At 66.6% G+C, this 20,871-nt stretch carries 19 protein-coding genes and 1 pseudogene; 8 read left to right on the top strand and 12 right to left on the bottom strand.

Going from position 1 to position 20,871, the window contains the following annotated elements:
• Positions 1–6: 6 nt before the first annotated feature.
• Together IEY68_RS04770 and IEY68_RS04765 are read right to left on the bottom strand one after the other, a co-directional pair.
• Complete coding sequence (locus IEY68_RS04770) at positions 7–2,499, bottom strand: ABC transporter permease (RefSeq protein WP_229718672.1); 2,493 nt, start codon at positions 2,497–2,499, stop codon at positions 7–9.
• A gap of 391 nt (positions 2,500–2,890) precedes the next feature.
• Complete coding sequence (locus tag IEY68_RS04765; protein WP_062997270.1) at positions 2,891–3,808, bottom strand: alpha/beta hydrolase; 918 nt, start codon at positions 3,806–3,808, stop codon at positions 2,891–2,893.
• A gap of 388 nt (positions 3,809–4,196) precedes the next feature.
• Here IEY68_RS04765 and gnd point away from each other — a divergent pair, with 388 nt between their 5' ends.
• The 3 genes and pseudogenes from gnd to IEY68_RS04750 form a co-directional block, all read left to right on the top strand.
• Positions 4,197–5,642: an NADP-dependent phosphogluconate dehydrogenase gene (gnd, locus tag IEY68_RS04760; RefSeq protein WP_062997178.1), complete on the top strand. Its 1,446-nt coding sequence runs from the start codon at positions 4,197–4,199 to the stop codon at positions 5,640–5,642.
• A gap of 84 nt (positions 5,643–5,726) precedes the next feature.
• On the top strand, positions 5,727–7,472 hold the full coding sequence (locus tag IEY68_RS04755) for an N-acyl-D-amino-acid deacylase family protein (RefSeq protein ID WP_062997272.1): 1,746 nt from the start codon (positions 5,727–5,729) through the stop codon (positions 7,470–7,472).
• A 298-nt stretch (positions 7,473–7,770) separates the two neighbouring features.
• A pseudogene (locus IEY68_RS04750) lies at positions 7,771–8,865 on the top strand (DUF4158 domain-containing protein); the annotation flags it as partial.
• Between the two features lie 121 nt (positions 8,866–8,986).
• Here IEY68_RS04750 and IEY68_RS04745 read toward each other — a convergent pair.
• The 3 genes from IEY68_RS04745 to IEY68_RS37310 all read right to left on the bottom strand — a co-directional run bounded on the left by IEY68_RS04745 (position 8,987) and on the right by IEY68_RS37310 (position 10,447).
• Positions 8,987–9,181 carry a YjzC family protein gene (locus tag IEY68_RS04745; protein ID WP_229718616.1) on the bottom strand — a complete coding sequence of 65 codons (195 nt, stop codon included), beginning with the start codon at positions 9,179–9,181 and terminating at the stop codon, positions 8,987–8,989.
• Between the two features lie 706 nt (positions 9,182–9,887).
• The gene (locus IEY68_RS04740) at positions 9,888–10,154 is read right to left on the bottom strand and encodes a hypothetical protein (protein ID WP_189094059.1); all 267 of its coding nucleotides are present in this window, start codon (positions 10,152–10,154) and stop codon (positions 9,888–9,890) included.
• On the bottom strand, positions 10,151–10,447 hold the full coding sequence (locus IEY68_RS37310) for a deazapurine DNA modification protein DpdA family protein (protein ID WP_444543814.1): 297 nt from the start codon (positions 10,445–10,447) through the stop codon (positions 10,151–10,153). Before IEY68_RS37310 ends, IEY68_RS04740 begins: the two co-directional genes overlap by 4 nt.
• On the opposite strand from IEY68_RS37310, the gene IEY68_RS04735 reads away from it, so the two are divergent.
• Positions 10,414–10,770 (top strand): hypothetical protein, encoded by a 357-nt coding sequence (locus IEY68_RS04735; RefSeq protein WP_062997182.1) that lies wholly within the window; start codon positions 10,414–10,416, stop codon positions 10,768–10,770. The genes IEY68_RS37310 and IEY68_RS04735 overlap by 34 nt on opposite strands.
• Before the next feature lie 162 nt (positions 10,771–10,932).
• Here IEY68_RS04735 and IEY68_RS04730 read toward each other — a convergent pair whose 3' ends face one another.
• The 6 genes from IEY68_RS04730 to IEY68_RS04705 all read right to left on the bottom strand — a co-directional run bounded on the left by IEY68_RS04730 (position 10,933) and on the right by IEY68_RS04705 (position 15,849).
• Positions 10,933–11,337, bottom strand: a complete 405-nt coding sequence (locus IEY68_RS04730) for a hypothetical protein (protein WP_062997184.1) — start codon at positions 11,335–11,337, stop codon at positions 10,933–10,935.
• A 189-nt stretch (positions 11,338–11,526) separates the two neighbouring features.
• Entirely contained in the window at positions 11,527–12,981 is a 1,455-nt protein-coding gene (locus IEY68_RS04725) for a metallopeptidase domain-containing protein (RefSeq protein ID WP_062997186.1), read from the bottom strand.
• A gap of 433 nt (positions 12,982–13,414) precedes the next feature.
• On the bottom strand, positions 13,415–13,669 hold the full coding sequence (locus IEY68_RS04720; protein WP_062997188.1) for a hypothetical protein: 255 nt from the start codon (positions 13,667–13,669) through the stop codon (positions 13,415–13,417).
• Between the two features lie 15 nt (positions 13,670–13,684).
• Positions 13,685–15,172, bottom strand: a complete 1,488-nt coding sequence (locus IEY68_RS04715; protein ID WP_062997190.1) for an ADP-ribosyltransferase — start codon at positions 15,170–15,172, stop codon at positions 13,685–13,687.
• Positions 15,169–15,495, bottom strand: a complete 327-nt coding sequence (locus IEY68_RS04710; RefSeq protein WP_062997192.1) for a WXG100 family type VII secretion target — start codon at positions 15,493–15,495, stop codon at positions 15,169–15,171. The genes IEY68_RS04715 and IEY68_RS04710 overlap by 4 nt, the downstream gene beginning before the upstream one ends.
• A gap of 15 nt (positions 15,496–15,510) precedes the next feature.
• Positions 15,511–15,849, bottom strand: a complete 339-nt coding sequence (locus tag IEY68_RS04705; RefSeq protein ID WP_189094058.1) for a WXG100 family type VII secretion target — start codon at positions 15,847–15,849, stop codon at positions 15,511–15,513.
• A 273-nt stretch (positions 15,850–16,122) separates the two neighbouring features.
• Between IEY68_RS04705 and IEY68_RS04700 the strand changes: the two genes are divergently transcribed.
• From IEY68_RS04700 to IEY68_RS04690, 3 genes are all read left to right on the top strand, one after another.
• Positions 16,123–16,680: a recombinase family protein gene (locus IEY68_RS04700; RefSeq protein WP_062997196.1), complete on the top strand. Its 558-nt coding sequence runs from the start codon at positions 16,123–16,125 to the stop codon at positions 16,678–16,680.
• 209 nt (positions 16,681–16,889) lie between these two features.
• Complete coding sequence (locus tag IEY68_RS04695; RefSeq protein WP_062997198.1) at positions 16,890–17,252, top strand: hypothetical protein; 363 nt, start codon at positions 16,890–16,892, stop codon at positions 17,250–17,252.
• Positions 17,253–17,268: 16 nt separating this feature from the next.
• On the top strand, positions 17,269–17,715 hold the full coding sequence (locus tag IEY68_RS04690; RefSeq protein WP_062997200.1) for a hypothetical protein: 447 nt from the start codon (positions 17,269–17,271) through the stop codon (positions 17,713–17,715).
• Positions 17,716–18,062: 347 nt separating this feature from the next.
• Here the strand turns inward: IEY68_RS04690 and IEY68_RS04685 are convergent, their stop codons facing one another.
• Complete coding sequence (locus tag IEY68_RS04685) at positions 18,063–19,322, bottom strand: alcohol dehydrogenase catalytic domain-containing protein (RefSeq protein ID WP_229718615.1); 1,260 nt, start codon at positions 19,320–19,322, stop codon at positions 18,063–18,065.
• A 567-nt stretch (positions 19,323–19,889) separates the two neighbouring features.
• On the opposite strand from IEY68_RS04685, the gene IEY68_RS04680 reads away from it, so the two are divergent.
• Positions 19,890–20,871 (top strand): glycosyltransferase family 87 protein (locus IEY68_RS04680; RefSeq protein WP_189094057.1); only part of this gene is annotated, 982 nt, incomplete at its 3' end.

Here is a 20,871-nt window from a genome sequence, read left to right as displayed (position 1 = left end):
GGCCGGTCAATCCACGGCGAGGGCCTCGACGATCGGCATCCGCGCGGCCCGCAGTGCCGGCGGTACCGAGCCGAGCAGCGCGAGCAGTAGCGCCACCAGGCCGTAGACCACCAGTAGCGGGCTCGGCTCGTAGACCACGTCGATGGTCATCGCATGGCCGATGGCGATCGCGGACAGGTACTGCACCGCCGCCCCGACCAGCAGGCCGAGGGTGGCGCCGATCAACCCGATTCCGGCCGCCTCGGCCAGCACCGACCGGAGCAGGAAGCGGCGGCTGGTGCCCATGGCGCGCAATACCCCGATCTCGCGGCGCCGGTCCAGTACCGACAGCATGAGCGTATTCAGCAAGGCGATGGTGGCGACCAGCACCACGATCCACAGGATATTCGTCGCCAGCGCGGTGCCCTGCCGCAAACTGCCCGAGGTAGCCGCCACGGCCTCCGCACCCGAGTCGATATAGAGCTCCGGCGGGACCACACTCCGCAACGCGGCGCGAACGGTCTCCGGGTCCGCGCCGGGCGCGAGATCCACCGCGAGAGTCGTCTCGCCGGGACGTTCGTACCAGGTGCGCATCTGTTCGAGATCCATCATGATGACACCCGCGATCGCGGAGAAATACGGGATCACCTGCAGGACAAGGACTTCACGGCGGCCGGTCGGCGTCGGCAGGGTGACGGTATCGCCCGCCGATACCCGCAGCGACCGCGCGACATCGCGCGAGACCACCACACCCTGCCCGGTGACGAGCTCGCGGCCCACTTCCGGGGTGATCTCGGAGCTGAGCCGCGTGCTGTCGGCGGCGGCCGGGAAACCCTGCAGCAGTACCCGTCCCGCACCGACGCTGGCGAATGCCAGCTGGGCCGGATTCACCGCCGCCACACCGGGCACCGCCTCGAGTTGCTCCTCCAGATCGGCGGGCAGCAGGGGGCCGGTCGGGAACTGCGCCATGGATCCCGGGGTGACCCAGAAGTCGGTGGCGGCCAGATTCTCGAAACTCTTCCCCGCCGAATCGACCACATTGCGGGTGGCGCTCCCGGTGGACACCACCGCCGCGACGCCGATCAGCACCGTCATGGCGGTCGCCCACACCCGGCGCGGGGCCCGTTCGAGAGTGGTCGCACCGAGGGCGCCGGGACCGCCGAACCAGCGGGCGATCGCACCCGCACCGCGCACTATAGGTCCGGTCGCGGCGAAGCACAGGACGATCGCGGCGCCGAAAGACAGCGAGATCGAGGCCAGCGACCACAGTCCGAAATCGGTCTCGGCCAGATGGATCGCGGCCGCGACCATCAACGCGCCCGAAATCACGGCCGCCCGGCGCGAGGCCGGCCGCGCGGTGTCGGCACCGGCCGCGCCCACCGGAACCAGCGCCTCGATCGGCTGCACCCGGTATACAGCGCGCGCGGCGAATGCCGAGGCCAACACACTCGCCAGCACGCACAGCGCGACCGCCACCGGGACGGCGTACCCGGGTACCTGATATTCGGTGCGCGCCTCCACCGATTGCACGATCGCGGCGGGAAGCTGTCCTATCGCCACCCGGCCCATCAAAACGCCTGCACCCGCGCCGATCACGCCGCCCACCACCCCGACCAGTACGGCTTCGGCGAGCAGATCGCGCACCATCGGGGCGCGCCGGCCGCCGATCGCACGCAGCAGCGACAGGGTGGGGCGACGCTGGGCGATCGCCATCGCCATGGCGTTGTAGATCAGGAACGCGGAGACGATCAGCGCGGCCGCGGCGGCCATCAGGGTGGAGTAGCGGATGATCAGCACCGCGCCACCGGCCTGCGCGGCCCGTAACCCGGGATCGGCGACTACCGCCCGGCCCGCCACGGTATCGGTCAGCGTGGCTCGCAGCCGGCCGAGGTCGGTGCCCGGTTCGGCGATGATCTGCACCGAATCCAGCTGTCCGACCCGGCCGGTCAGGTTCTGCGCGGTCGCCAGCGTGGTGGCGACCAGGTAGCCACCGTTGAGCTGTCCCGCGCCCTCGGCGTCCAGGATTCCGGCCACGGTGGCGGTGCCGTTACCCAGCGGGATGGTGTCGCCCTCCCGATAACCCATCGCCGCGCCGGTCAGGACGCCGTGGGGCACCGTGAGCAGTTTCGCGGCGCCACTGCCGAGCGATCCGGTGAGCGAACTGCCCAGTTCGGCGATCCGCGCGTCGGCGCCGACCAACAGGGCCCGATCGGCATCGGCCCCGGTCTGCGCGCGCAGCATCGGCACCGCGGTCCGGACGCCGGGAGTCGCCGAGATCGGTCCCAGCAGGTCCTGCCCGAATCCGGCGTCGGTGATACCGCTGACCTCCAAGACGGCGTTTCCGCCGAGCCCCGCGACGAGTTTGTCCACCGACCCGGTGACCGAGCCGGAGATACTGAACACCGCCACCAGCAGGGCCGCCGATACCGCCATCACCGTCAGCGACAGCAGGCTGCGGCCCCGGTGCACCATCAGATCGCCGATATTGAACAACCGGAACCGGTCCCACACCGCGGCCATCAGCGCGCGCTCCGACGGGCTGTTCTGTTTCGCCGCACATCCATCCCCGTCCCAGATCCGGCCCACGGGGCCGGTGCTTCCGATTCCGGTTCATCCTGGTCCATGGGTAACGATCGCGCTATGCCGCGGGCGAATCCCTGTGCCGGCTCATACTTTTAACACCGCCGCCGCGGTGGTATCCGCGGCTTCGTTACGGGCGAATGGTCATCGCCCGGTCCCTGGCCCGCTCAGACCGGACCGCGAGCACCTCCGGGAGCCGGCCGAGCGTGCCATCGGGCGATGGGCCGGGACCGCGGAACCGCGGATACCCGGGCCACCTCCACCGCGGCACGCACCGGCCACCGCGCCCCCACCCGTCAGCTGCCGGGTGGGGGCTGTCGAACATCGGTGTTCAGGCGCCGATGGCCCGCGCGAGATGCGGCCACGAATCGTGCAGGTCGTATTCGAACTGGCCCCAGGTATGCGCTCCGGCGGGACGGTCGATATGAACCGCGCCGATCCCGAGTTGCCCCAGGCGCCCGGCGAAGGCCGAGGTGCAGGCGCTGGCGACGGCCTCGACGGGCGGGAACCCCCAGCCGCGGTCGATATCGCCGGGCATTCCCGAGGCGGCGGAGAGGTATACGGTCTTACCCGCCAGCCGGGATGCGTTCAGGAACGCGTCATGCGCCTGCCAGCCGGCGGCTCCCGGTGGACCCCACATATTGCCGGGATCGGCGCCCCCACGCACCACTTGCGCGCTGACCATCGCGACTCCCGCGGGATCGGCGGACCACGGGCATCCGCTGTAGGACGCGACCGCTTGGTATCGGCCGGGCGCCTGGATCGCGAGGTCGACGGCCGACCCGCCGCTCATGGAGACCCCGGCGACGGCGTTGCGGCCGGTGGTATCGAAACGAGCGTCCACGACCGACGGCAACTCCTGGGTGAGGTAGGTCTGCCAGCGTGCCCGCCCCACCACGGGATCGTCGGTATGCCAATCGGTGTACATCGAGTAGGCACCGCCGATCGGCATCACCACGTTCACGTTCTTGTCCCCGAAGAACTGCCGGACATCGGTATCGTCCCACCAGGAGATACCGTCGGCCCCGCCACCGATACCGGTCAGCAGGTACACCGTGGGCGCCGGTCCCCCGCCCGCCGCCGGAATGACCCGGTTGGTCACCACGGTGTCCATGGCGGGTGAATACACCTCGAGCACGATCGCGCGACCGTCGATGGGTTTCTCCGCGTCGACCCGCGGCCCCGGGGCGGCCGCGGCGGGTTGGACGGTGGACAGAGATGCCGCGACGGCCAGTACCGCGGTCGACATCGTGAGCAAGAATTTGTACCGCACCTCTCCGGTGTACCCATTCACACGCCGGAGTGCCGTCACAGGTCGCGCCGAAGTTCCGTTGTGCGCCAGCGTGACTCGCCGCCGTCGGTGGATATTCGCAGCTCGGGCGGCAAACCCGGGGATCCGCCCGGTGCGGGTGTACGAGGCCCTGAGTTCCGGGTATCTCGGCGTGGCGGCCCCAGCGCCTCGCGTGTCGTTCCGGACACGCCGAAACGGTTGTCGGCGGGTCCGCGTACATCTGCAACAGGCCACCCGGTAGAAAGAGGACAGGGCAGTAGCCGGACTCGCGGATGATCTCCACGATCATCGCGGCCCCGGTGGGACCCGCCGAAATGTTGGAACAGTCGAACGAAAGAGCTGGTTCATGGCGTCCTCCTCAGCGCGTGCACAGATCGGGGTCACCGGACTGGCGGTGATGGGCAGCAATATCGCCCGCAACTTCGCCAAGCACGGCTACACCGTGGCACTGCACAATCGCAGCGTCGCCAAAACCGACGCCCTGCTCGCCGCGCACAGCGGCGACGGTGATTTCGTCCGCACCGAAACCGTCGCCGAGTTCGTCGCCGCGCTGGAGAAACCCCGCCGGGTGCTCATCATGGTGAAGGCCGGTGACGCCACCGACGCGGTGATCTCCGAACTCGCCGACGCGATGGAGACCGGCGATATCATCATCGACGGCGGTAACGCCCTCTACACCGACACCATCCGGCGCGAGGCCGCCCTGCGCGCCCGCGGCCTGAACTTCGTCGGCGCCGGTATCTCCGGCGGCGAGGAGGGGGCACTCAACGGACCGTCGATCATGCCGGGCGGACCCGCGGAATCCTACGAATCGCTGGGACCGCTACTGGAGTCCATCGCCGCGCAGGTGGACGGTACGCCGTGCTGCACCCATATCGGCCCGGACGGTTCCGGTCATTTCGTGAAGATGGTGCACAACGGTATCGAGTACGCCGATATGCAGCTGATCGGCGAGGCCTACCACCTCTTCCGGGCGGCGCTGGACCTGGATCCGAAGCAGATCGCCGATATCTTCACCCAGTGGAATTCCGGCGATCTGGAGAGCTACCTGGTGGAGATCACCGCCGAGGTGCTGAACCAGGTCGACGCGAAAACCGGTAAGCCCCTGGTCGATGTCATCGTGGATGCGGCCGAGCAGAAGGGCACCGGTCGCTGGACCGTGAAATCCGCGCTCGACCTGGGCGTGCCGGTCACCGGAATCGCCGAGGCCGTTTTCGCCCGGGCACTGTCGGGGTCGCGTGGGCAGCGCGCCGCCGCCAAGGGTTTGGCCGCCGGCGAACTGGCCGCCAAACCCACCGATATCGCGCAGTTCACCGAGGACATCCGGCAGGCCCTGTACGCGTCCAAGGTCGTCGCCTACGCCCAGGGTTTCGATCAGATCGCCGCCGGTAGCGCCGAATACGACTGGGACCTGCACCCGGGCGATCTGGCCACCATCTGGCGTGGGGGCTGCATCATCCGCGCCCGCTTCCTGAACAGGATCAAGGAGGCCTACGAAAACGATCCGGCGCTGCCGAGCCTGATCCTCGCACCCTATTTCCGGGACGCGATCGAAACGGCGATCGACAGCTGGCGGCGAGTGGTCGCGACGGCCACGCTGCTGGGTATCCCGGTACCGGCCTTCGCCTCCTCGCTGTCCTACTACGACGCGCTGCGGGCCGACCGTCTCCCGGCCGCGCTCACCCAGGCGCAGCGCGACTTCTTCGGCGCGCACACCTACGAGCGGGTGGACGCCGCGGGCAAGTTCCACACGCTGTGGAGCGAGGACCGGTCCGAGGTCGCGGCCGACTGAACGCCGCCGCGCCGGGTGGTCGGATCCACCCGGCGCGGCACCCTCCTCTTGACTCCGGGTCATATGACCAGTTGCAATGAGGATGTGAGCTACGACACGATCATCAGAGGCGGCCGCTGGTTCGACGGCACCGGCGCGGCCTCCGCGATTCGCCATCTCGGGCTGCGCGGCGACCGGCTCGTGACCGTCTCGGAAACACCGCTGGACGAGACCGGCTGCCCGGACGTGCTGGACGCGGCGGGCAAATGGGTGCTGCCGGGGATGATCGATATCCACACCCATTACGACATCGAGGTGCTGAAGTCCCCGGCACTGGCGGAATCGGTCCGGCACGGGATCACCACTGTCCTGCTGGGTTCGTGCTCGCTGTCGACGGTGCATATCGATCCGACCGGCGCCGGCGATATCTTCGGCCGCGTCGAGGCCATACCGCGCCGCCATGTGATCGAAACGCTCGACGACACCAAGACCTGGAACTCGGCGAGCGAATACGTGACCGCGCTCGAACAGCTGGCACTGGGCCCGAATATCGCGGCCATGCTCGGCCATTCGGATATCCGCACCGCCCGGCTCGGCCTGGACCGCGCCACGCGCAAAGAGGTTCGGCCCAGCCGTACCGAACTCGCGGATATGGAGTCGGCGCTGCACGAGGCGCTCGACGCCGGTTTCGTCGGTATGTCGGCCCAGCAGTTGCTCTTCGACAAGGTCGACGGCGAGACGTGCCGGTCCCGCACCCTGCCGTCGACGTATGCGCGGGCAGCGGAGCGGCGGCGCCTGAACGCGATCCTGCGCCGCCGCGGCCGGATCCTGCAGGGCGGACCGGATATCACCTCACCGCGCAGTCTCGCAGCGATGATCTTCAGCAGCCTGGGTGTCGGACGCCGGAGGCTCAAAACGAGTCTGTTGTCGGCCGCCGATATCAAGGCCAACCCGTTCGCCGTGGTCCTGATCGCAACGCTGGCCCGGCTGGTGAACGCGCTCGGCGCCGATTTCCGCTGGCAGCACCTCCCGGTACCGTTCGAGGTGTACGCCGACGGTATCGACCTGGTGATCTTCGAGGAGTTCGGTTCCGGTGCCGCGGCCCTGCACCTGGCCGACCGGATGGAGCGGGACGCACTACTCGCCGACGAGGACTACCGCCGCCGCTTCCGCAAGGACTACGACGCGAAGTTCGGAATGCGCGTCTGGCACCGTGATTTCTTCGACGCCGAGATCGTGAACTGCCCGGACGACGCCGTCGTGGGAAAGACCTTCGGGCAGGTCGGCGTGGACCGGGGCGGTCTGCACCCGGTGGACGCTTTCCTCGATCTGGTTCTCGAACACGGCGCGAAACTGCGCTGGCGCACCACCATTTCCAACCATCGCCCGGAGATCCTGGACCGCTTCGCCGCCCATCCCGGAATCCAACTCGGTTTCTCCGACGCGGGCGCGCATCTGCGGAACATGGCCTTCTACAATTTCGGGCTCCGCTTCCTGCGCCGGATGTACCGGGCCGAACAGGCCGGAACCCCGGTGATCCCCCTCGAGCGCGCGGTACACCGGCTCACCGGTGAACTCGCCGACTGGTACGACATCGACGCGGGCCGCCTCCGCGAGGGCGATCGCGCCGATCTGGTCGTCATCGATCCCACGGGACTCGACGATTCGCTCGACGCGTACGCCGAGAGCCCGGTGGCGCAGTACGGCGGCCTGGAACGCATGGTGAACCGCAATGACGCCGCAGTATCAGCGGTGTACATCGGCGGGCGCTATGTCTTCGGTGACGGCACTGCCGACCCGGCCCTGGGCACCAGCCGGACCGGGCGCTTCCTGCGGGCCGGGCAGCGCTGAGCCCGGACTCTCGGTCACCGGCCGAGTTCACCGGCGCGCGGGCAACCCGCCGCCGGGTTCGTCCGGCGGCGCAACGGGTACCTGACGCCCGGCGGCAGTATCCGGTCGACGGAGTTCACCGTTGCCACCAGCGCGCCGAAGCGACGGGCACGGGGTTCCGGTAGTAACCGCCGAAAAACCAACGGATATGGCGTAATCGCAGCTGACCGCCGGTGAGGCCCGGTTTGGTCTGCGGTGGAGGCGGGTTGCTGGTTGGCTTGGCTCCCAACGCTGTTGGTTGGTGTGGGAGGTCGGTGTCGTGGCGACGCGGGTGTTCGCGGATGGGGAGTTGGCGCGGCTGCGGGAGTTCCCGGGGATCGGTCGTGAGGAGTTGTTCCGGTTCTTCACGCTTTCGCCGGCGGATCTGGCGTTCGTGGATCCGGGGCGTGGGCGGGGTCCGGCTGATCGGCTCGGTATCGCGATCGCGTTGTGCACGTTGCCGTGGTTGGGGTTCGTGCCCGATCGCGTGGTGACCGCCCCGCCGGTCGCGGTAGCCAGGTTGGCCGAGCAGCTGCGGGTCGACGGTACCGAGATCGGTTCCTACGGCCGCCGCGCCCAGACCCGTACCGATCATTTGCGCCTGGTCGCGCAGTATTTGGGCTGGCGGGCGGCCGGTGCGCTCGAACTCGAGGAGCTCGACGAGTTCCTGCTCGCACGAGCGATGGAACACGACTCCCCGAACCTGCTGTTCCGGTTGGGGTGTGAGTACCTGATCTCGGCGCGGGTGATCCGCCCCGGCCCGGTGAGCATGGTCGAACGCATCGCCCACGCCCGCGAGCAGGCTCAGCGAGAAACCTACGACCGCCTGGCCCACGAGTTCACCCCGGCCCGCTGCGCGGAATTGGACGCGCTGCTGCCCGTCGATGCCTCGCTGGGGGTTTCACGGTTGCGGTGGCTGTCGACCGGTCCGGTGGAGGCCTCGGCGTCCGCAGTACGCGCCGAGGTCGACAAGCTGGCGTTCCTGCGCGGGCTGGGCGCGGATCGCCTGGATATGTCGGTGCTGCCCCCCGAGCGGCGCCGGTTCCTGGCCACGATGGGCCGCCGGTTGACCCCGCAGGCGCTCGAACGCCGAGACCCACAGCGGCGGTATCCGATCCTGCTCACCGTGTTGGCGCAGTCCGGCACCGATGTCCTCGATGAAGTGGTCGCGTTGTTCGATCAGGCGATCTCGGCGAAATTCGGTGCCGCCGAACGCCGGATGCAGCAGGAACTGGCCGAACGCGGCAAATTTGGAGAAGACCGCCAGGCCCTCCTCGACGACCTCCTGGCCATCGTCACCGACCCAGCGGTGGCCGATGAGGAGATCGGCGCGCTGATCCGCGGCGATGCGATCGGGTGGGACGCCGCATCAGCGGAGTAGGAGTGCCGAACTCCTGGCACGGCAGACCAGCGACGAGAAGGTGGCGCGGACCAACATGGTCCGCGCCACCTTCGTTTTGTTCAGTTGGTCGGTGTAGCCGATCCGGTAGCCGGGGCTATCCCTTCCCGGACTTGTTCTTCGTCGGGTTTACCAGGTCCCAGCCTTGGCCCGGCTTCGACGTCGGCGGCAGGGTCTTGCCCTTCACTCCGGTGGCTTCTTTGCCGGTGCGGCCGCCGCGCGGACCGACCTCTTCGTACTGCCCCGAGTTCGGGGCGGGGGTTCCGGGCTTCAATGGTTTCTTGGCAGGCACGATGGCCCTCCTTGCATGGTGAGGCTGCACACCGAACATGCGGTGAGCAGTGAGGAGATGGCTCGGTGGCCGCCCAGGAACCCGAAGGTCTGGGCGGCACACGCGAGTTCAGGGGACTACCGCGGCTTTACCGGGCGGATGGTGATCTTGCGCACCGGCCCGGGCAGCGTGATCGTCTTCTTCTGACCCGGACGGATCGTGATACGACGAGTACCCATGGGTTACCTCCTTTCCGCCAAGTCCGCGACCGGCGCTGTTCCCACCTCCTGTGGGCACAGCACATCTGCGGTACGTTGACGGAGCACCCCGCTAAAAGTGCAACATCAACGTGCCTCACGCCGGAGCCCCGGTGTGAGGCTCGTTCGTTTCGAACGTTGTTGGCTGGCAGCAATACTAGACCTTGGGGGTCGAATCACCGAGTCGCACCACAACTTGTGTTACGCGGTGTGTGATGCGCTAGGCCCCCTTCGGAGCGGAGCCTGACTGCTGCACACTGTTGTGCAGTGTTGTACACGTATTTCCGCGTGCACTTCGCGCGGCCGGTACGCCGACACTGACGGTGAGGTAAGTCACTGTGGCAGTGCGGCGCTCCGGATCAGTTCAGGCCCGCAATGGCCTCACCGAGCCCCGCGTGCGGCAAAACTGATCTCGGACACAGGGGCCGGGCTTCGTCGTGCAACCTTGGAACGCGCGAACCGGACGGCGCCTAGAACAGGCGCGGTTCGCCGGGCTCGACTGCAGCCTTTGGCGTGGGTGCGCTGGTGCACGTCCGGGGTCGGGTGAGTTCGTCGGTGGCGAGGTCGGCGATGATGCCGTCGGCGGCCGCGCGGGTACCGGGGTGCTCGTCGACTCCCCACTGCAACCGCAGGGCTCGCAACTGATCCAGCAGCGGCCCGGGTTCGGGCTGGGCGAGGATCTGGCCGATACGGGCGGGGCTCAGATCCAGCGCGGACCCGATCGCGCGCACGCTCATTCCCTCGCGGTGGGCGGCGCGGATGCAGGCCTCGCGCTCCAACCGGGCTGCTGCGGTGCGGAACCCGGACAGCGCCAGCCGTTGCGAAGTACGTATGTTTCTGTCCAGTTTTCTGGACACCGACCGGCGTACGGGGTTGGCCTTGCAGGGGTGCGGGTGGCGTGGCCGGCCAGCGAGGCGAGGATGCGTTGGCGCCACCGGAAGGCGTAGACGATGCAGTTGGCGCAGTTCTTGTGTCCGGCGCACCCGGGCAGGGGAGTTGCCTCGCGGCGGGCCGCATCCGACCAGGCCATGCTGGCTCACTGACGCCATCGTCACCGGTGTCGGTGTCGGTGTACTGGCGTGGCTGGCCGTGCCGGCGCCGCTGGTCGGCGTGCTCACCGGGTTCGTCGTATTCACCGCGACACCACTCTGGATCGGGCTGACCAAACGCGCCAACCCCACCAGCACCCGCGGACTGTTCGTCCTGATCACCTCGATCTGGTGCGGCACCGTACTCGGCTTCATCACCGCCCTCGCCGGGTTCCCCCTGCTCGGCTCCATCCTCGCGGGGCTCCTCGGCGCGGCGATGGCCGCGATGATGCTCTCCAACAACCTTCTCGATCAGCCGAACTGAGCACGAAGGCGAAAAGTCGGCCTTGGTGCATTCCTCGGATGATCTCCAAGCACTGCCCGCCCGCCGAGGTTCTTCCTGCTGGTCCAGCCATATGTGTTGTTTTTCGCGCGATTACTACCGGGACCCCACACCGCGGAAATCTGGCCGCATACCGCGATTTCCTTACGCGGGCTGGAGTGCCGCGGTGATCTTGCGGGTCATCTCCACCGTGGCCGGGCCGGGCTCGCCTTTGCGGGTCCGGCCGGCGGCTTCGACGGCGACCAGGACGGTCCGGCGGAAGTTGTCGGCCTCGGCCGGATCCTGTCTGCCGAGCAGGTCCACCGCCGCGGTCAGCGCGGGAAGGACGTGGTCGGCGAGCTCGGCGACGGTCCTGCCCCTCAGTTCGATGTCCTTGGATTTCGCGGCCAGCACATGTCCGACCAATCCGGTCGCCGTGGTCAAGGCAATGGAGCCCTCGGTGGCGGCCCGGTGGGGTGCGCCGGTGGCGGCGAGCAGGGAGACCGCACCGTAGGCGGCGGTCCGCAGAGTGGCTTTGTCCTGGGCGGTGAGCGTGTTGTTGTTCGTCATGTCAGCAACTATCGAGACCGGGGCTGATATCTCCCTGACGCCCGCCTGACGCCGTCCCTGACATGGCACTCCCCCGGCCGCCTCCATATCGCATTGCACACCGAACTATCTCTGGCTGCCGATATTGACCCTTATTGGAGGGCGGCGGCGGTGCAACGCCAGCGGTTTCGCTGGCACCGGTGTATCGGTTTAGCTGGATGCGGGGGGTAGGCACAATCCGAAAGGTCCACAGGGGTTACAGAGCAGCGGAAGGAGGCCACAGAGGAATCTCTGCGGCGGCGGCAACGTTGGCAGTTCCGGCAGTTCTTGCAGTTGTGGCGGTATCGGCGGTCCGGGAGGAGGCGGGGTGGCTGGTGCACAGGAGGCTGCATTGCTCGACGGGCTCCACGAGATTCTGTAGAGAGGGAAGATCGGCGTCACTTGGATCAGGAAGCCTGAATCTGTCCCGCCGCTCCAATTGAGACGGTAGGTGCCGGCGCCGAGCGCAGTTTCGACGCCCCGGCTCGCCTGATTATCGGGGTCGAGGATGCAACTGACGGGTGCGAGTGTGAAGTGCGCCCTGTCTTCCTTCCTCGAATTGAGTAGCGAGGGAATGATCGCTGGGTTGCTGTAAGAGTTGATGCTTCGATACCACGCCAGAACGCCCTCTGCGCTGAGCCCGTCCTCGTACGGACTAGCGCTACGCACACGCGCTTCGAACGTAACCGCCTCATTGTTGGGCCCGGTCAAGGTGAGGGTCTCGAAGGTACCGAAGATGCCCGGCGCCGCAACGTTCACCGGTACTAGCACTTCTGAGCCGGTGCCGGTCAATGCGACTGTTCGGTCGGGCCCTGCCCAGCCGTATTTCGCGCGGTGCCATGGATCCATGAAATAGCCGTCCACCTCGTCCGGAGACACGAGGGGTAGCCCTGTGCCGGGAGGATCTTCACGGGTGCAGGACAGGAGGGTGAGTTTCTTGCTGTGGCAGGCATTGAAGCCGTAGAGGTCGATAGATCCTGGAGTCAACAGGTGCGAGAGCTCGTGCGCGTAGTTCATCAGATCCGACATTTGTCCGGCAAGACTCACACCGGAGCAGACGTTCACCCCGGACAGCGGGAGACAGCCCAATCCTCGTGGATCCCCTCCCTGCTCCGATTGGCCCGACCCATCGGAGAGGCTGTCGATCGAGAGAATCGTCAGCTCGTCAGTGGTGACGGTTCCGTCGCCGTTCGAGTCATAGTCGCTGTAGTCGAATCCAGCTTCGGCAGCGAGGTATCGAGTGACCTTGCGCGTTACTGTGGTCGGGCTGTCGTCATCAGCCGTGCTGGCCTTGCCGTTGTCGTCGATGCCGTCGTTGTCTACGCCGACCTTCTGGAGAAGCGAGGGAGATCTGGCATCGAAAACCTCGACGGTAGCGGCTTTTTTGAAGGTGAAACGTCCGCGGGACAACGCCGAGTAGTAGTCGACAACGTTGCGTGAACCAGTAACACCCGTTGTCCCGAAGATCCGGTCTTCATACCAGGCCCGGTCGTGAGCCAAACTCCCGAAGGGAGCTATGAGGCTGTTGGTTGTTGGTCTGAGCAGGATGAGTAGGAGCGGACGCTGTCCTTGCTCCTGCGCTCGGGTCACGCCGGCCGAAGCGGCCATTCCGGCGACCGCCAGCATGGCGACACACAACAGGGCCCAGACCCGAGGCCAGCGCCTTCCACCATGCATAACCACTGCCCTTCAGAATGAGCGTGCGCGCTCAGCTGGCTCTGCGGTGCACTACCGGAATGATGTTCTAAACCACGAGATGTTATGCATAAAATCACGTCTGCCAGCGGAAATTGGATATTCAGCAAGGCGGCGCGTCGCGTCGCACCTGGGCGTGGAAAGCCCTACTCGCTCTCCGTAGCCGCACCGAGTTGCGTCGTGGAAAGCAAACAGGCCGCTTGCAGTGATCAGAACTGCCCCGACTGCGGAAGGATGACACTTGCCGGGGACAGGCCAGTTGCAGGAGAGGACAGCTGTCTATATGGGGTACACCCCAGATAGGCAGCACTCCCGGCTGCTTCTTCGGCCGGGAGTGCTCAAGAGGGTGCGTGGGAGGCGTCCCTTACTGTCCGGGGTCTTTGCGCAGGTGGTCGGGGATGCCGGGGGCGTCGGGGTCGTACTCGGTTCCGGCGAGGTCGTCGGAGAACTTGCCGCCGAATCCGGGGACCGGGCCGGGGGCGTCGGGGTCGCGGGTGCGTTCCCACGCATCGAACTGTGCGTTTGCCGCGTCCATCTCTTCTTGGCTCATCGTTTTGTGGCCGGCGGCCTCCCACTCCTCAGGGGTGTAGAAGACCTTTCCGGCGGAACGGTCGGGCATCGTCTGTACCTCCTGCTATTGCTCGACGAGCCGGATGAAGGTCCGGCCGGTCGCTGGGTCTGTCCATCGCTGTGTGCACGCGAACGGTGTTCCGGACCGGAACAGCACTTCCATCTCCTCGGGGGACTTGGACAGTCCGGAGACGTCTTTGCCCGTTTTGGAGATGATCTGAAACTCCACGTTACTGCCGCCTTCGAACAGGGCACTTGCCCCGTTGGGGTTCTTGGTGGTCGAGGTGAACCCGGTTTCGAGGACGGTTTGACCAGGCTGGTATTTGGCCAGTTCCTGTTCGGGCAGGTTCGTGTGCCGGACCACCGGGCCTTGGTGGTCCGGCAGCTTGCCGAGAGCCTGGTTCAAGGCGTCGATACGCTGCTGGGTGTAGGCGTCAGGATCGGTCAACGGGTTGCGTAGTGCCTGGTTGAGGTTTCGGTATCCCATACCCGTGTATGAGTTGATCGCGATGTGGTCGTCTTCGGTGAGAGCTTTCTTGGGGGCCGCCGTGGTCGGCTTCGTCGGGGCCTTCGTCGGCTTCAGCGCCGCCAGCTCGGCCAAGGTGGGCTGGTGTGTGGCGGGCGTATGGGTGGTCTTGACTCCTTTGGTGATCTTCGCGGATTTGAACGCGACCACCAGCGCGCGGATCGGCCCGGCGAACTTCTTGACCGCCGCGGCGCCGCGGGCGGTGGCCAGCGCCGCACCGAAACCGGCGGTGATCACCGACAGGCCGATACCGATCAGGACCTCTTTGCCGATCTCCTTACCGAGCTCGATGAGCTGGTCTTTGAGCTGGTTACGCAGCTCTTGCAGCGATACGAGGTGTTCGTTGACCGCTGTACCGATTTCGCCGAGCTGCCCGGCGACCTCGGTGGCGGCGGTGGCCATCCGGCGCAGGTCTTCGTCGATGAATACCGCTTCCGGTGTGGTCACGGTGGCGAACATGTCGGCAATGCGGTTCAACTCGGCCGCGAAATTCGCCACCGCCTGATCGGCGGTCATCTCCGACCAGATCCGGGCCGCGTTGCCCAGCTTGCCGGTGTCGCCGTCGGGGATCACCACCCCGATCTCGTCCAGCAGATCGACCGCACCAGAAAGACCCTCGGCCACCAGGCCGTTACCCGGACCGCCAGCCGACGGGAGGTCCGGACGGCAAGTGATGCTGAGCCAGTTCGGCAGTGGTGGGTAGGCCGGTTGCGGGGCGGTGTTGCCGATCACCGACGACCAGTCGGCCATCGCGTGGTTGTAGCCCATCTCGCCCAGCAGCGAGCAATACGACCAGGCCGCCTCCCACAGCATCCTCGACGTGGTGATGGCCTCGTTCGCGCGGGCGTCGTAGTCGGTAGCCCAGGTCTTGGCATCGTCGTAGGAGCCGGCCATCTGCTCGCAGTCGGCCAACGCCGACCACCGATCATCGACCGCACGAGCGAACGCCATCGAAGCATTCGTCAGCGCCGTGGTGGCGTCGTAGTAGACCTGCGGGTCTACATCAATCGTGGCGGTATCGGTCACTGCACGCCGGGGACCGGCCCGCGGCCCAGCATCGCCACATTGGTCTGCGCGGCGCTGGTGTAATTCGCGTGCGCGGTCCGAGCAGCTTCCTGCATCCGCAACAGACCGTCCTTCATATCCTGCACGCCGGTAAGCCAGTCGGCATGCGCGTCGTCGTAGGCGCCTGCCGCCTCACCGGACCAGCCCTGCCGCAGCACACCCACCCGCTTCTCGATCTGATCGAGACAGTCCTCCAAGAACCCGATCAGGTTGCCGAGCCGATCCCCTGCCGCTTCCAACTCGGTCAGGTCCACCCGGTATCCGCCGCCCAGCGGCCCACCCATAACGTCTCCGCCCGTCTACAGCCGCAGCGAACTCGGCGCGGCGGCAGCAGCATGGTCGGCCAGATCGCCGGACAGATCCGAATCGGTGCCCTGAAAGTCCATCCCCTGCACCCCCATCAACTCGGCCATATCCCCCAGCGACTCCAGCACCTCCAACGCACCGGTGCGAGCCTCCTCCCAACCGCCGGCATACGCGGTCGCCGCCGCGGACTGCCACGTACCCTGCAGGAACTCCATGTTGGCGTCCACGTCCTTGACCGCATTGATCAACGTCGTCGCCATCGACCCGAAAAACGTCGCAGCATCAGCCATCGCGGCCGGGTCCACAGTGACCGGCTGCTGCCCCTCTGCCATCCCAATCCTCTCGATCACACTCCCGACCACTCATACCCGACCCACGAAGAGCTAGACGCACCGGCCGGGCCGCTGGTTCCACGATCTCGAAAACCAATGTCGCTCCCCTATGACCCTTCCCAAAGCGTGCGTCTATCTGGAGTAGAGCCTAAATAGACAACAGCCACCGAGACGAAATGCGTAAAGATAGAATCCCCTCCGGCGTTAATTGACAGTTGTCCACTGGGTTCCTAGAGTCCAAGTTGACAATCGGTCGGCGGGAAAGGAATTCGCATGCGGGTCGGCTACATCCGGGTGAGCACACTCGATCAGAACACCGTGCGGCAGCTCGACTGCGTCGAGGTCGAGAAGACGTTCACCGACAAGGCCTCCAGGAAGGAGGCTAGCCGGCCCAAGCTCGACGAGCTGCTCGCGTTCGTCCGAGAAGGTGACGAGGTGATCGTGCACTCCATGGACCGGCTCGCCCGCAACCTCGACGACCTCCGCCAGCTCGTCCGCACCCTGACCAGCAAGGGCGTGAAGGTGGTGTTCGTCAAGGAATCGCTGACCTTCACCGGCGAAGACTCCCCCATGGCCAACCTGCTGCTGTCGATCATGGGCGCCTTCGCCGAATTCGAACGCGCCCTGATCCTGGAACGCCAACGTGAAGGCATCGCCGCGGCCAAGGCCCGCGGCGCCTACACCGGTCGCGCGCCGGCGCTCACTGCCGACCAGATCGGCCAGTTGCGGGCCCGGGCCGAGGCCGGCGAATCGAAGTCGGTGCTGGCAGCCGAGTTCGGGGTCACGCGCCAGACCGTCTACAACTACCTGCGTGCTCCCACATTGCGGTGAGCACGGTCCCGGCCCCGCATCGTCGGAGTAGGCGGGTCTGCGTGCCAACCTCCCGGCGACCTGTTTGCCACGAACGGCGCATCGGGCCGATGCCCTCGACCGATACCGCGCCTCGTCTATGACGCACATCACAGTGGGTCGTGAAACCTGTTGCGTTCCAGGCCCGTCCAAGAAAGAGAAGAACAGACAAAATTCTCGGGAGGGACACAATGCAGTTCACTATGGCCGGTCGCCGGATGCTTACTGCGATAGCTGTGGCGGCAGCCTGCGCTGCCGGGACCGCATCGATCGGTGTCGGGCAGGCCGCAGCCCACGCACCGGTCAACGCCGGGGAGTCTGCCACTGTCGTGCAGCCAGAGTGGCAGTTCGAGTTCGCTGCCACGCATTACGTCACGTTGTCCTGCTACTTCACGGATCTCGATGGGACAAATGCCACCGGACCGAAGAAGTTCACGGGTAAGGGGAAGAATGAGGCTGCGGCCGAGAAAGACGCCTGGAACCAGGCGCAAGCGGACGCGCCCCAGGGCCGCAAGGTGAAGCACTGCCGCAAAGAAAAAGCATGGAAACGATAGAACAGGAAGGTCCCGAGTGGACGATGACGAACGTCAAGTGTGGGAGCTCTCGGTGGAGCTCGGTCCGCCCGAGGCCACGGGGCCGGGCGCGCTCGACGGCGAGGGCATCCACCCAGTGGCGTTGCTCCTCGAGGAGAGCGCCCAGCGCGTCCACGGAGCGAACCGCATCCCGTGTTTCACCGCGTTCGGTCAGGTCACTGCTCTCAACGAGTTCGCTCAGCGTGCGTGGGGAGAGGCATACAACCAGCAAGACGTCCCGGTCGAATGCCGCCTCGCTGTCTACGTGACCGACGAAGAACTGGACGACCTCACGAAGGCGATCGTTGAGGATCTCGGCCTCTCCAGGAACGGATTCTCGGCAGCTGCCAACCGAAAGGTCATCGTCGGCCTGCGCCCGATCTCGCTGGAAGACCCGGAGAACAGCTTCTACCACCACCTCGTCGACCAGTACGAAAGCAGATAAGCGCAGCTGACGGCTTCCGCCGCGGCAAAAGCTGCCCAGCCTGTGCTTACATCAGGCAAGCCCCGACCCGGTCTGCCTCGCCTATATGGCGGGGCAGACCTTTGTCTATGGCCACCTCTCGGGGGCTGCCGACCGGCGACACGATTCTTGAACAGCGCCCCGCGCCGACCGACCAGGGCGCTGAGCCCACCGAGGGGCAGTGTGCAACAACCGATCGGTTTACGGACAGGTGATCAGGGGAGACGAAGGCCGCGGCCTGGCTAGAGGGGGCGCGTTCCGCTCATTAAGGGGTGAGCCCGCATTGGGGCCTGCTCTCCGCGGGCCGGCGTTCCACTGGACTCGGGTGTTCAGTTGGTCAGGACGGTTTTGATCGCGTCGTCATGGCAGTGCTCGGCCAGCGCCCGGGGTGCGCGGTCGAAGGTGGTGGTGAGGGTGGTGACGAGTTCGGGCTGAATGCGGCCGGTTGCCATGAGGTCGAGGACCTCGGGCATGACGGTACGGACGTGGCTGCGTCCGATGTGCAGGGTGACGTTGCGGACATAGCTCGCGGCCAGGGGGATGCCCGCGCGGCGGTGCAGCGACCACACGCAGGTACAGGTCCCGTCCGGGGCGGTGTGGGCCAGGACGCGGCGCAGGCCCTGTGGGGTGCCGGTGCTGTCCACGGTCAGTGAGGCGGTGGGCCAGGAGCGGTGCCGTCGCGGTTCCAGCGGTTGGATGTCGAGAAGGGTTGCGCGTTTGCGGACCGCTGCGCGGCCGTCGACGACGCTGACGTTGCGGGCGCCGAGTGCGCGGGCGATCTGTGCGGCGTAGAGGGGGGTGCTGGAGGTGAGCGGGTTGTGGTCGTCGAGGCGGCCGACGATGAGGACTTCGGTTGCGGGGTCTGCAGCCAGCAGGCGGGGCAGGTGGGGGGCGATCTGCCGGTAGGCGTCGCAGATGTTGTCGCCGACGCCGGCCGCGGAGGCCGGGTCCACACCGGGGGGTAGCGGAACCAGCATGGCGTCGGCGTAGGGGACGGCGAGTAAGTCGCCCAGCGCTCCTCCCCACAGGCCGCCGCCCAGACCGAAGCCGTACATTGCTGTCGGCGGGACCGTCCGGCAGCTACCGGTATAACCGGTCCGGCATGCCGGGCACCGGCCGCAACTGATCTGGAAAGGTACGACAACGCGATCCCCTACACGCACAGAGGTCACCGCCTCGCCCACCTCCGTCACCTCCGCCACACACTCGTGGCCCAGGTGAAGCGGCAACGGAAAAGGGGTGCGGCCGAGCATCATCGCCCGATCGAGGTCGCAGGTGGCGACCGCCAGGGGGCGCACCACGGCCGCCTCGGGTCCGGTCAGTTCGGGTGCCGGTATCGACTGCCAGGCCAGCCGCCCACCAGGCCGGGCGATGAGTCCCCTCATACGCGAACGGCCGGGGCGTCGTGCTGCTCTCGCCACAGCGATCGCCTGCGTAACGCGCAGACCGACGTCGCGCTGCAAAGGTAATCCGGCCGCCGACAGCGCCCGGGGTGTCAGCAGTGCCGCGTAGTGCGCGGGCCCCGAACGCGCGCGGACTACGTTAGGGGGGTTGGCGCCGGTTCGCCGGGCGGCGGGTTCCGTGGTCATGATGCGCCGGGAGTGATCCGCTGAGTCCGGTGGGTGTCGAGCAGCTGCAGCGGCCGGGTATGCGGCTGCATTTGGCATGAGGGTGGTGGCGCCGCACCGGTGCTATCCGAGCGGACCATCAGCACGCACTCACCGGACTCATCTAGGTCGATCATCCCGCGACCCTACCCATGCCGCGGGCCGCCGACCGCCGATCCGGACACGCGGCGCAGGCCAGGCCGGTGAGCACAGTCCGGTCAGTCCCAATTCTGGGGTGTCCACAAAAGGGTCATAGCCGAACAATTCCCTACCGTGAACATCGCTGAACAGCGATGATTGCTCGTCTTGAGCGTCCAGGAACGCATCGTTTGATGAACATCTGCGGCGGCGCACCTGGAACTGCTACGCACTGGCGACCATGAGCGCTGATCGCTACCGGCAGGCCCGATGGGCCGAATACCGGCTATCTGCATACGGGCTCAGGCTGAGGCGCCTCCATCTGCCGCGTGGCATGGGGCTGTAGAGCACAATCGAGCGATGTCCGGGAGGGTGAGCGCATCTGGAGCGCGACTGTATGGGGAGTCATCGGTGCTGCGGGGCTTGCTGGGGAATGACGATCCGGTATCGGTGGGTCAGTTGGTCCGGCGGATAGCGTGGCCGCTGGCTGTGGTGATGGTCGTGAGTGGGGTGGTGCGCGGTCTGAACCCCGGTATCACCGACGACTTCAAACCGGTCCACGCCGCGGTCATGGCCTTTCTGGACCATCGCCCGGTCTATGACGCGAATCTGGCGTGGGTGAACCCGCACTACCTGTACTCGCCGGGCGCCACACTGCTGCTCTCACCTCTGGGGCTGCTCCCTGAGTCCGCTGCTCGGGTGTTTTTCATCCTCGTCAACGCCGGCGCCTTGCTCGCGGCGACCTATCTGCTGTTGCGGGTGTTTGGGTACTCGCTGCGCTCGCCTGTTGCCCCTCTCTGCTACATCGCGGTGTTCGCCTCGGAAGCCACGATCAACACCTTGAACTTCGGAAACATCAACGGGGTCACCTTCCTCGCCCAAGTCGCGTTCATCCGATTGCTGCTACTGCGGCGCGACCTCGCGGCGGGAGTCGTTCTCGGTGTGACGATCACCGTCAAACCGACCCTGGTGCCGCTGTTGCTGATCGCCGCGGCACGGCGGCAGTGGACGACCGTCGCGACCGCGCTCACCGTCCCTGCCGCGGCCATCGCGATCGCCTGGCCGCTGTCGGTCGACCCGGCCGACTACCTTGCCCGCACCCTGCCCTACAGCCTGCAGGCACGGGACTATTTCAACTCCTCCATCGCCGGAAACGCTCTCTACTACGGAATTCCGTCGCCGCTGGCGTTGACACTGCGGGTGCTGTTCGCCGTGCTGGTCGCGGTGTCATTGTGGCTGCTCTACCGCTACTACCGCCATGACGAGGTGTTCTTCGTCTGCACTACTACCGGCGTGCTGATGACCGCCGAGTTCCTGCTGAGCACGTTGAACCGTCACGGATATGGGACCGGCTTCGGTTTCAGACCAGCGCCGGTCGGCGTGGCAGGTTTTG

Source organism: Nocardia jinanensis (genome assembly GCF_014645735.1).
GTDB classification, from domain to species: domain Bacteria; phylum Actinomycetota; class Actinomycetes; order Mycobacteriales; family Mycobacteriaceae; genus Nocardia; species Nocardia jinanensis.
This window is presented reverse-complemented; position numbering and strand designations above follow the sequence as displayed.

Coding starts and splice junctions, on each gene's coding strand:
- IEY68_RS04770 (WP_229718672.1), bottom strand. CDS start 2,499: ATGGCCGCGGTGTGGGACCGGTTCCGGTTGTTCAATATCGGCGATCTG.
- IEY68_RS04765 (WP_062997270.1), bottom strand. CDS start 3,808: ATGTCGACCGCGGTACTGGCCGTCGCGGCATCTCTGTCCACCGTCCAA.
- gnd (WP_062997178.1), top strand. CDS start 4,197: ATGGCGTCCTCCTCAGCGCGTGCACAGATCGGGGTCACCGGACTGGCG.
- IEY68_RS04740 (WP_189094059.1), bottom strand. CDS start 10,154: ATGAGCGTGCGCGCGATCGGGTCCGCGCTGGATCTGAGCCCCGCCCGT.
- IEY68_RS37310 (WP_444543814.1), bottom strand. CDS start 10,447: ATGGCCTGGTCGGATGCGGCCCGCCGCGAGGCAACTCCCCTGCCCGGG.
- IEY68_RS04730 (WP_062997184.1), bottom strand. CDS start 11,337: ATGACGAACAACAACACGCTCACCGCCCAGGACAAAGCCACTCTGCGG.
- IEY68_RS04725 (WP_062997186.1), bottom strand. CDS start 12,981: ATGCTGGCGGTCGCCGGAATGGCCGCTTCGGCCGGCGTGACCCGAGCG.
- IEY68_RS04720 (WP_062997188.1), bottom strand. CDS start 13,669: ATGCCCGACCGTTCCGCCGGAAAGGTCTTCTACACCCCTGAGGAGTGG.
- IEY68_RS04710 (WP_062997192.1), bottom strand. CDS start 15,495: ATGGGTGGGCCGCTGGGCGGCGGATACCGGGTGGACCTGACCGAGTTG.
- IEY68_RS04705 (WP_189094058.1), bottom strand. CDS start 15,849: ATGGCAGAGGGGCAGCAGCCGGTCACTGTGGACCCGGCCGCGATGGCT.
- IEY68_RS04700 (WP_062997196.1), top strand. CDS start 16,123: ATGCGGGTCGGCTACATCCGGGTGAGCACACTCGATCAGAACACCGTG.
- IEY68_RS04695 (WP_062997198.1), top strand. CDS start 16,890: ATGCAGTTCACTATGGCCGGTCGCCGGATGCTTACTGCGATAGCTGTG.
- IEY68_RS04685 (WP_229718615.1), bottom strand. CDS start 19,322: ATGACCACGGAACCCGCCGCCCGGCGAACCGGCGCCAACCCCCCTAAC.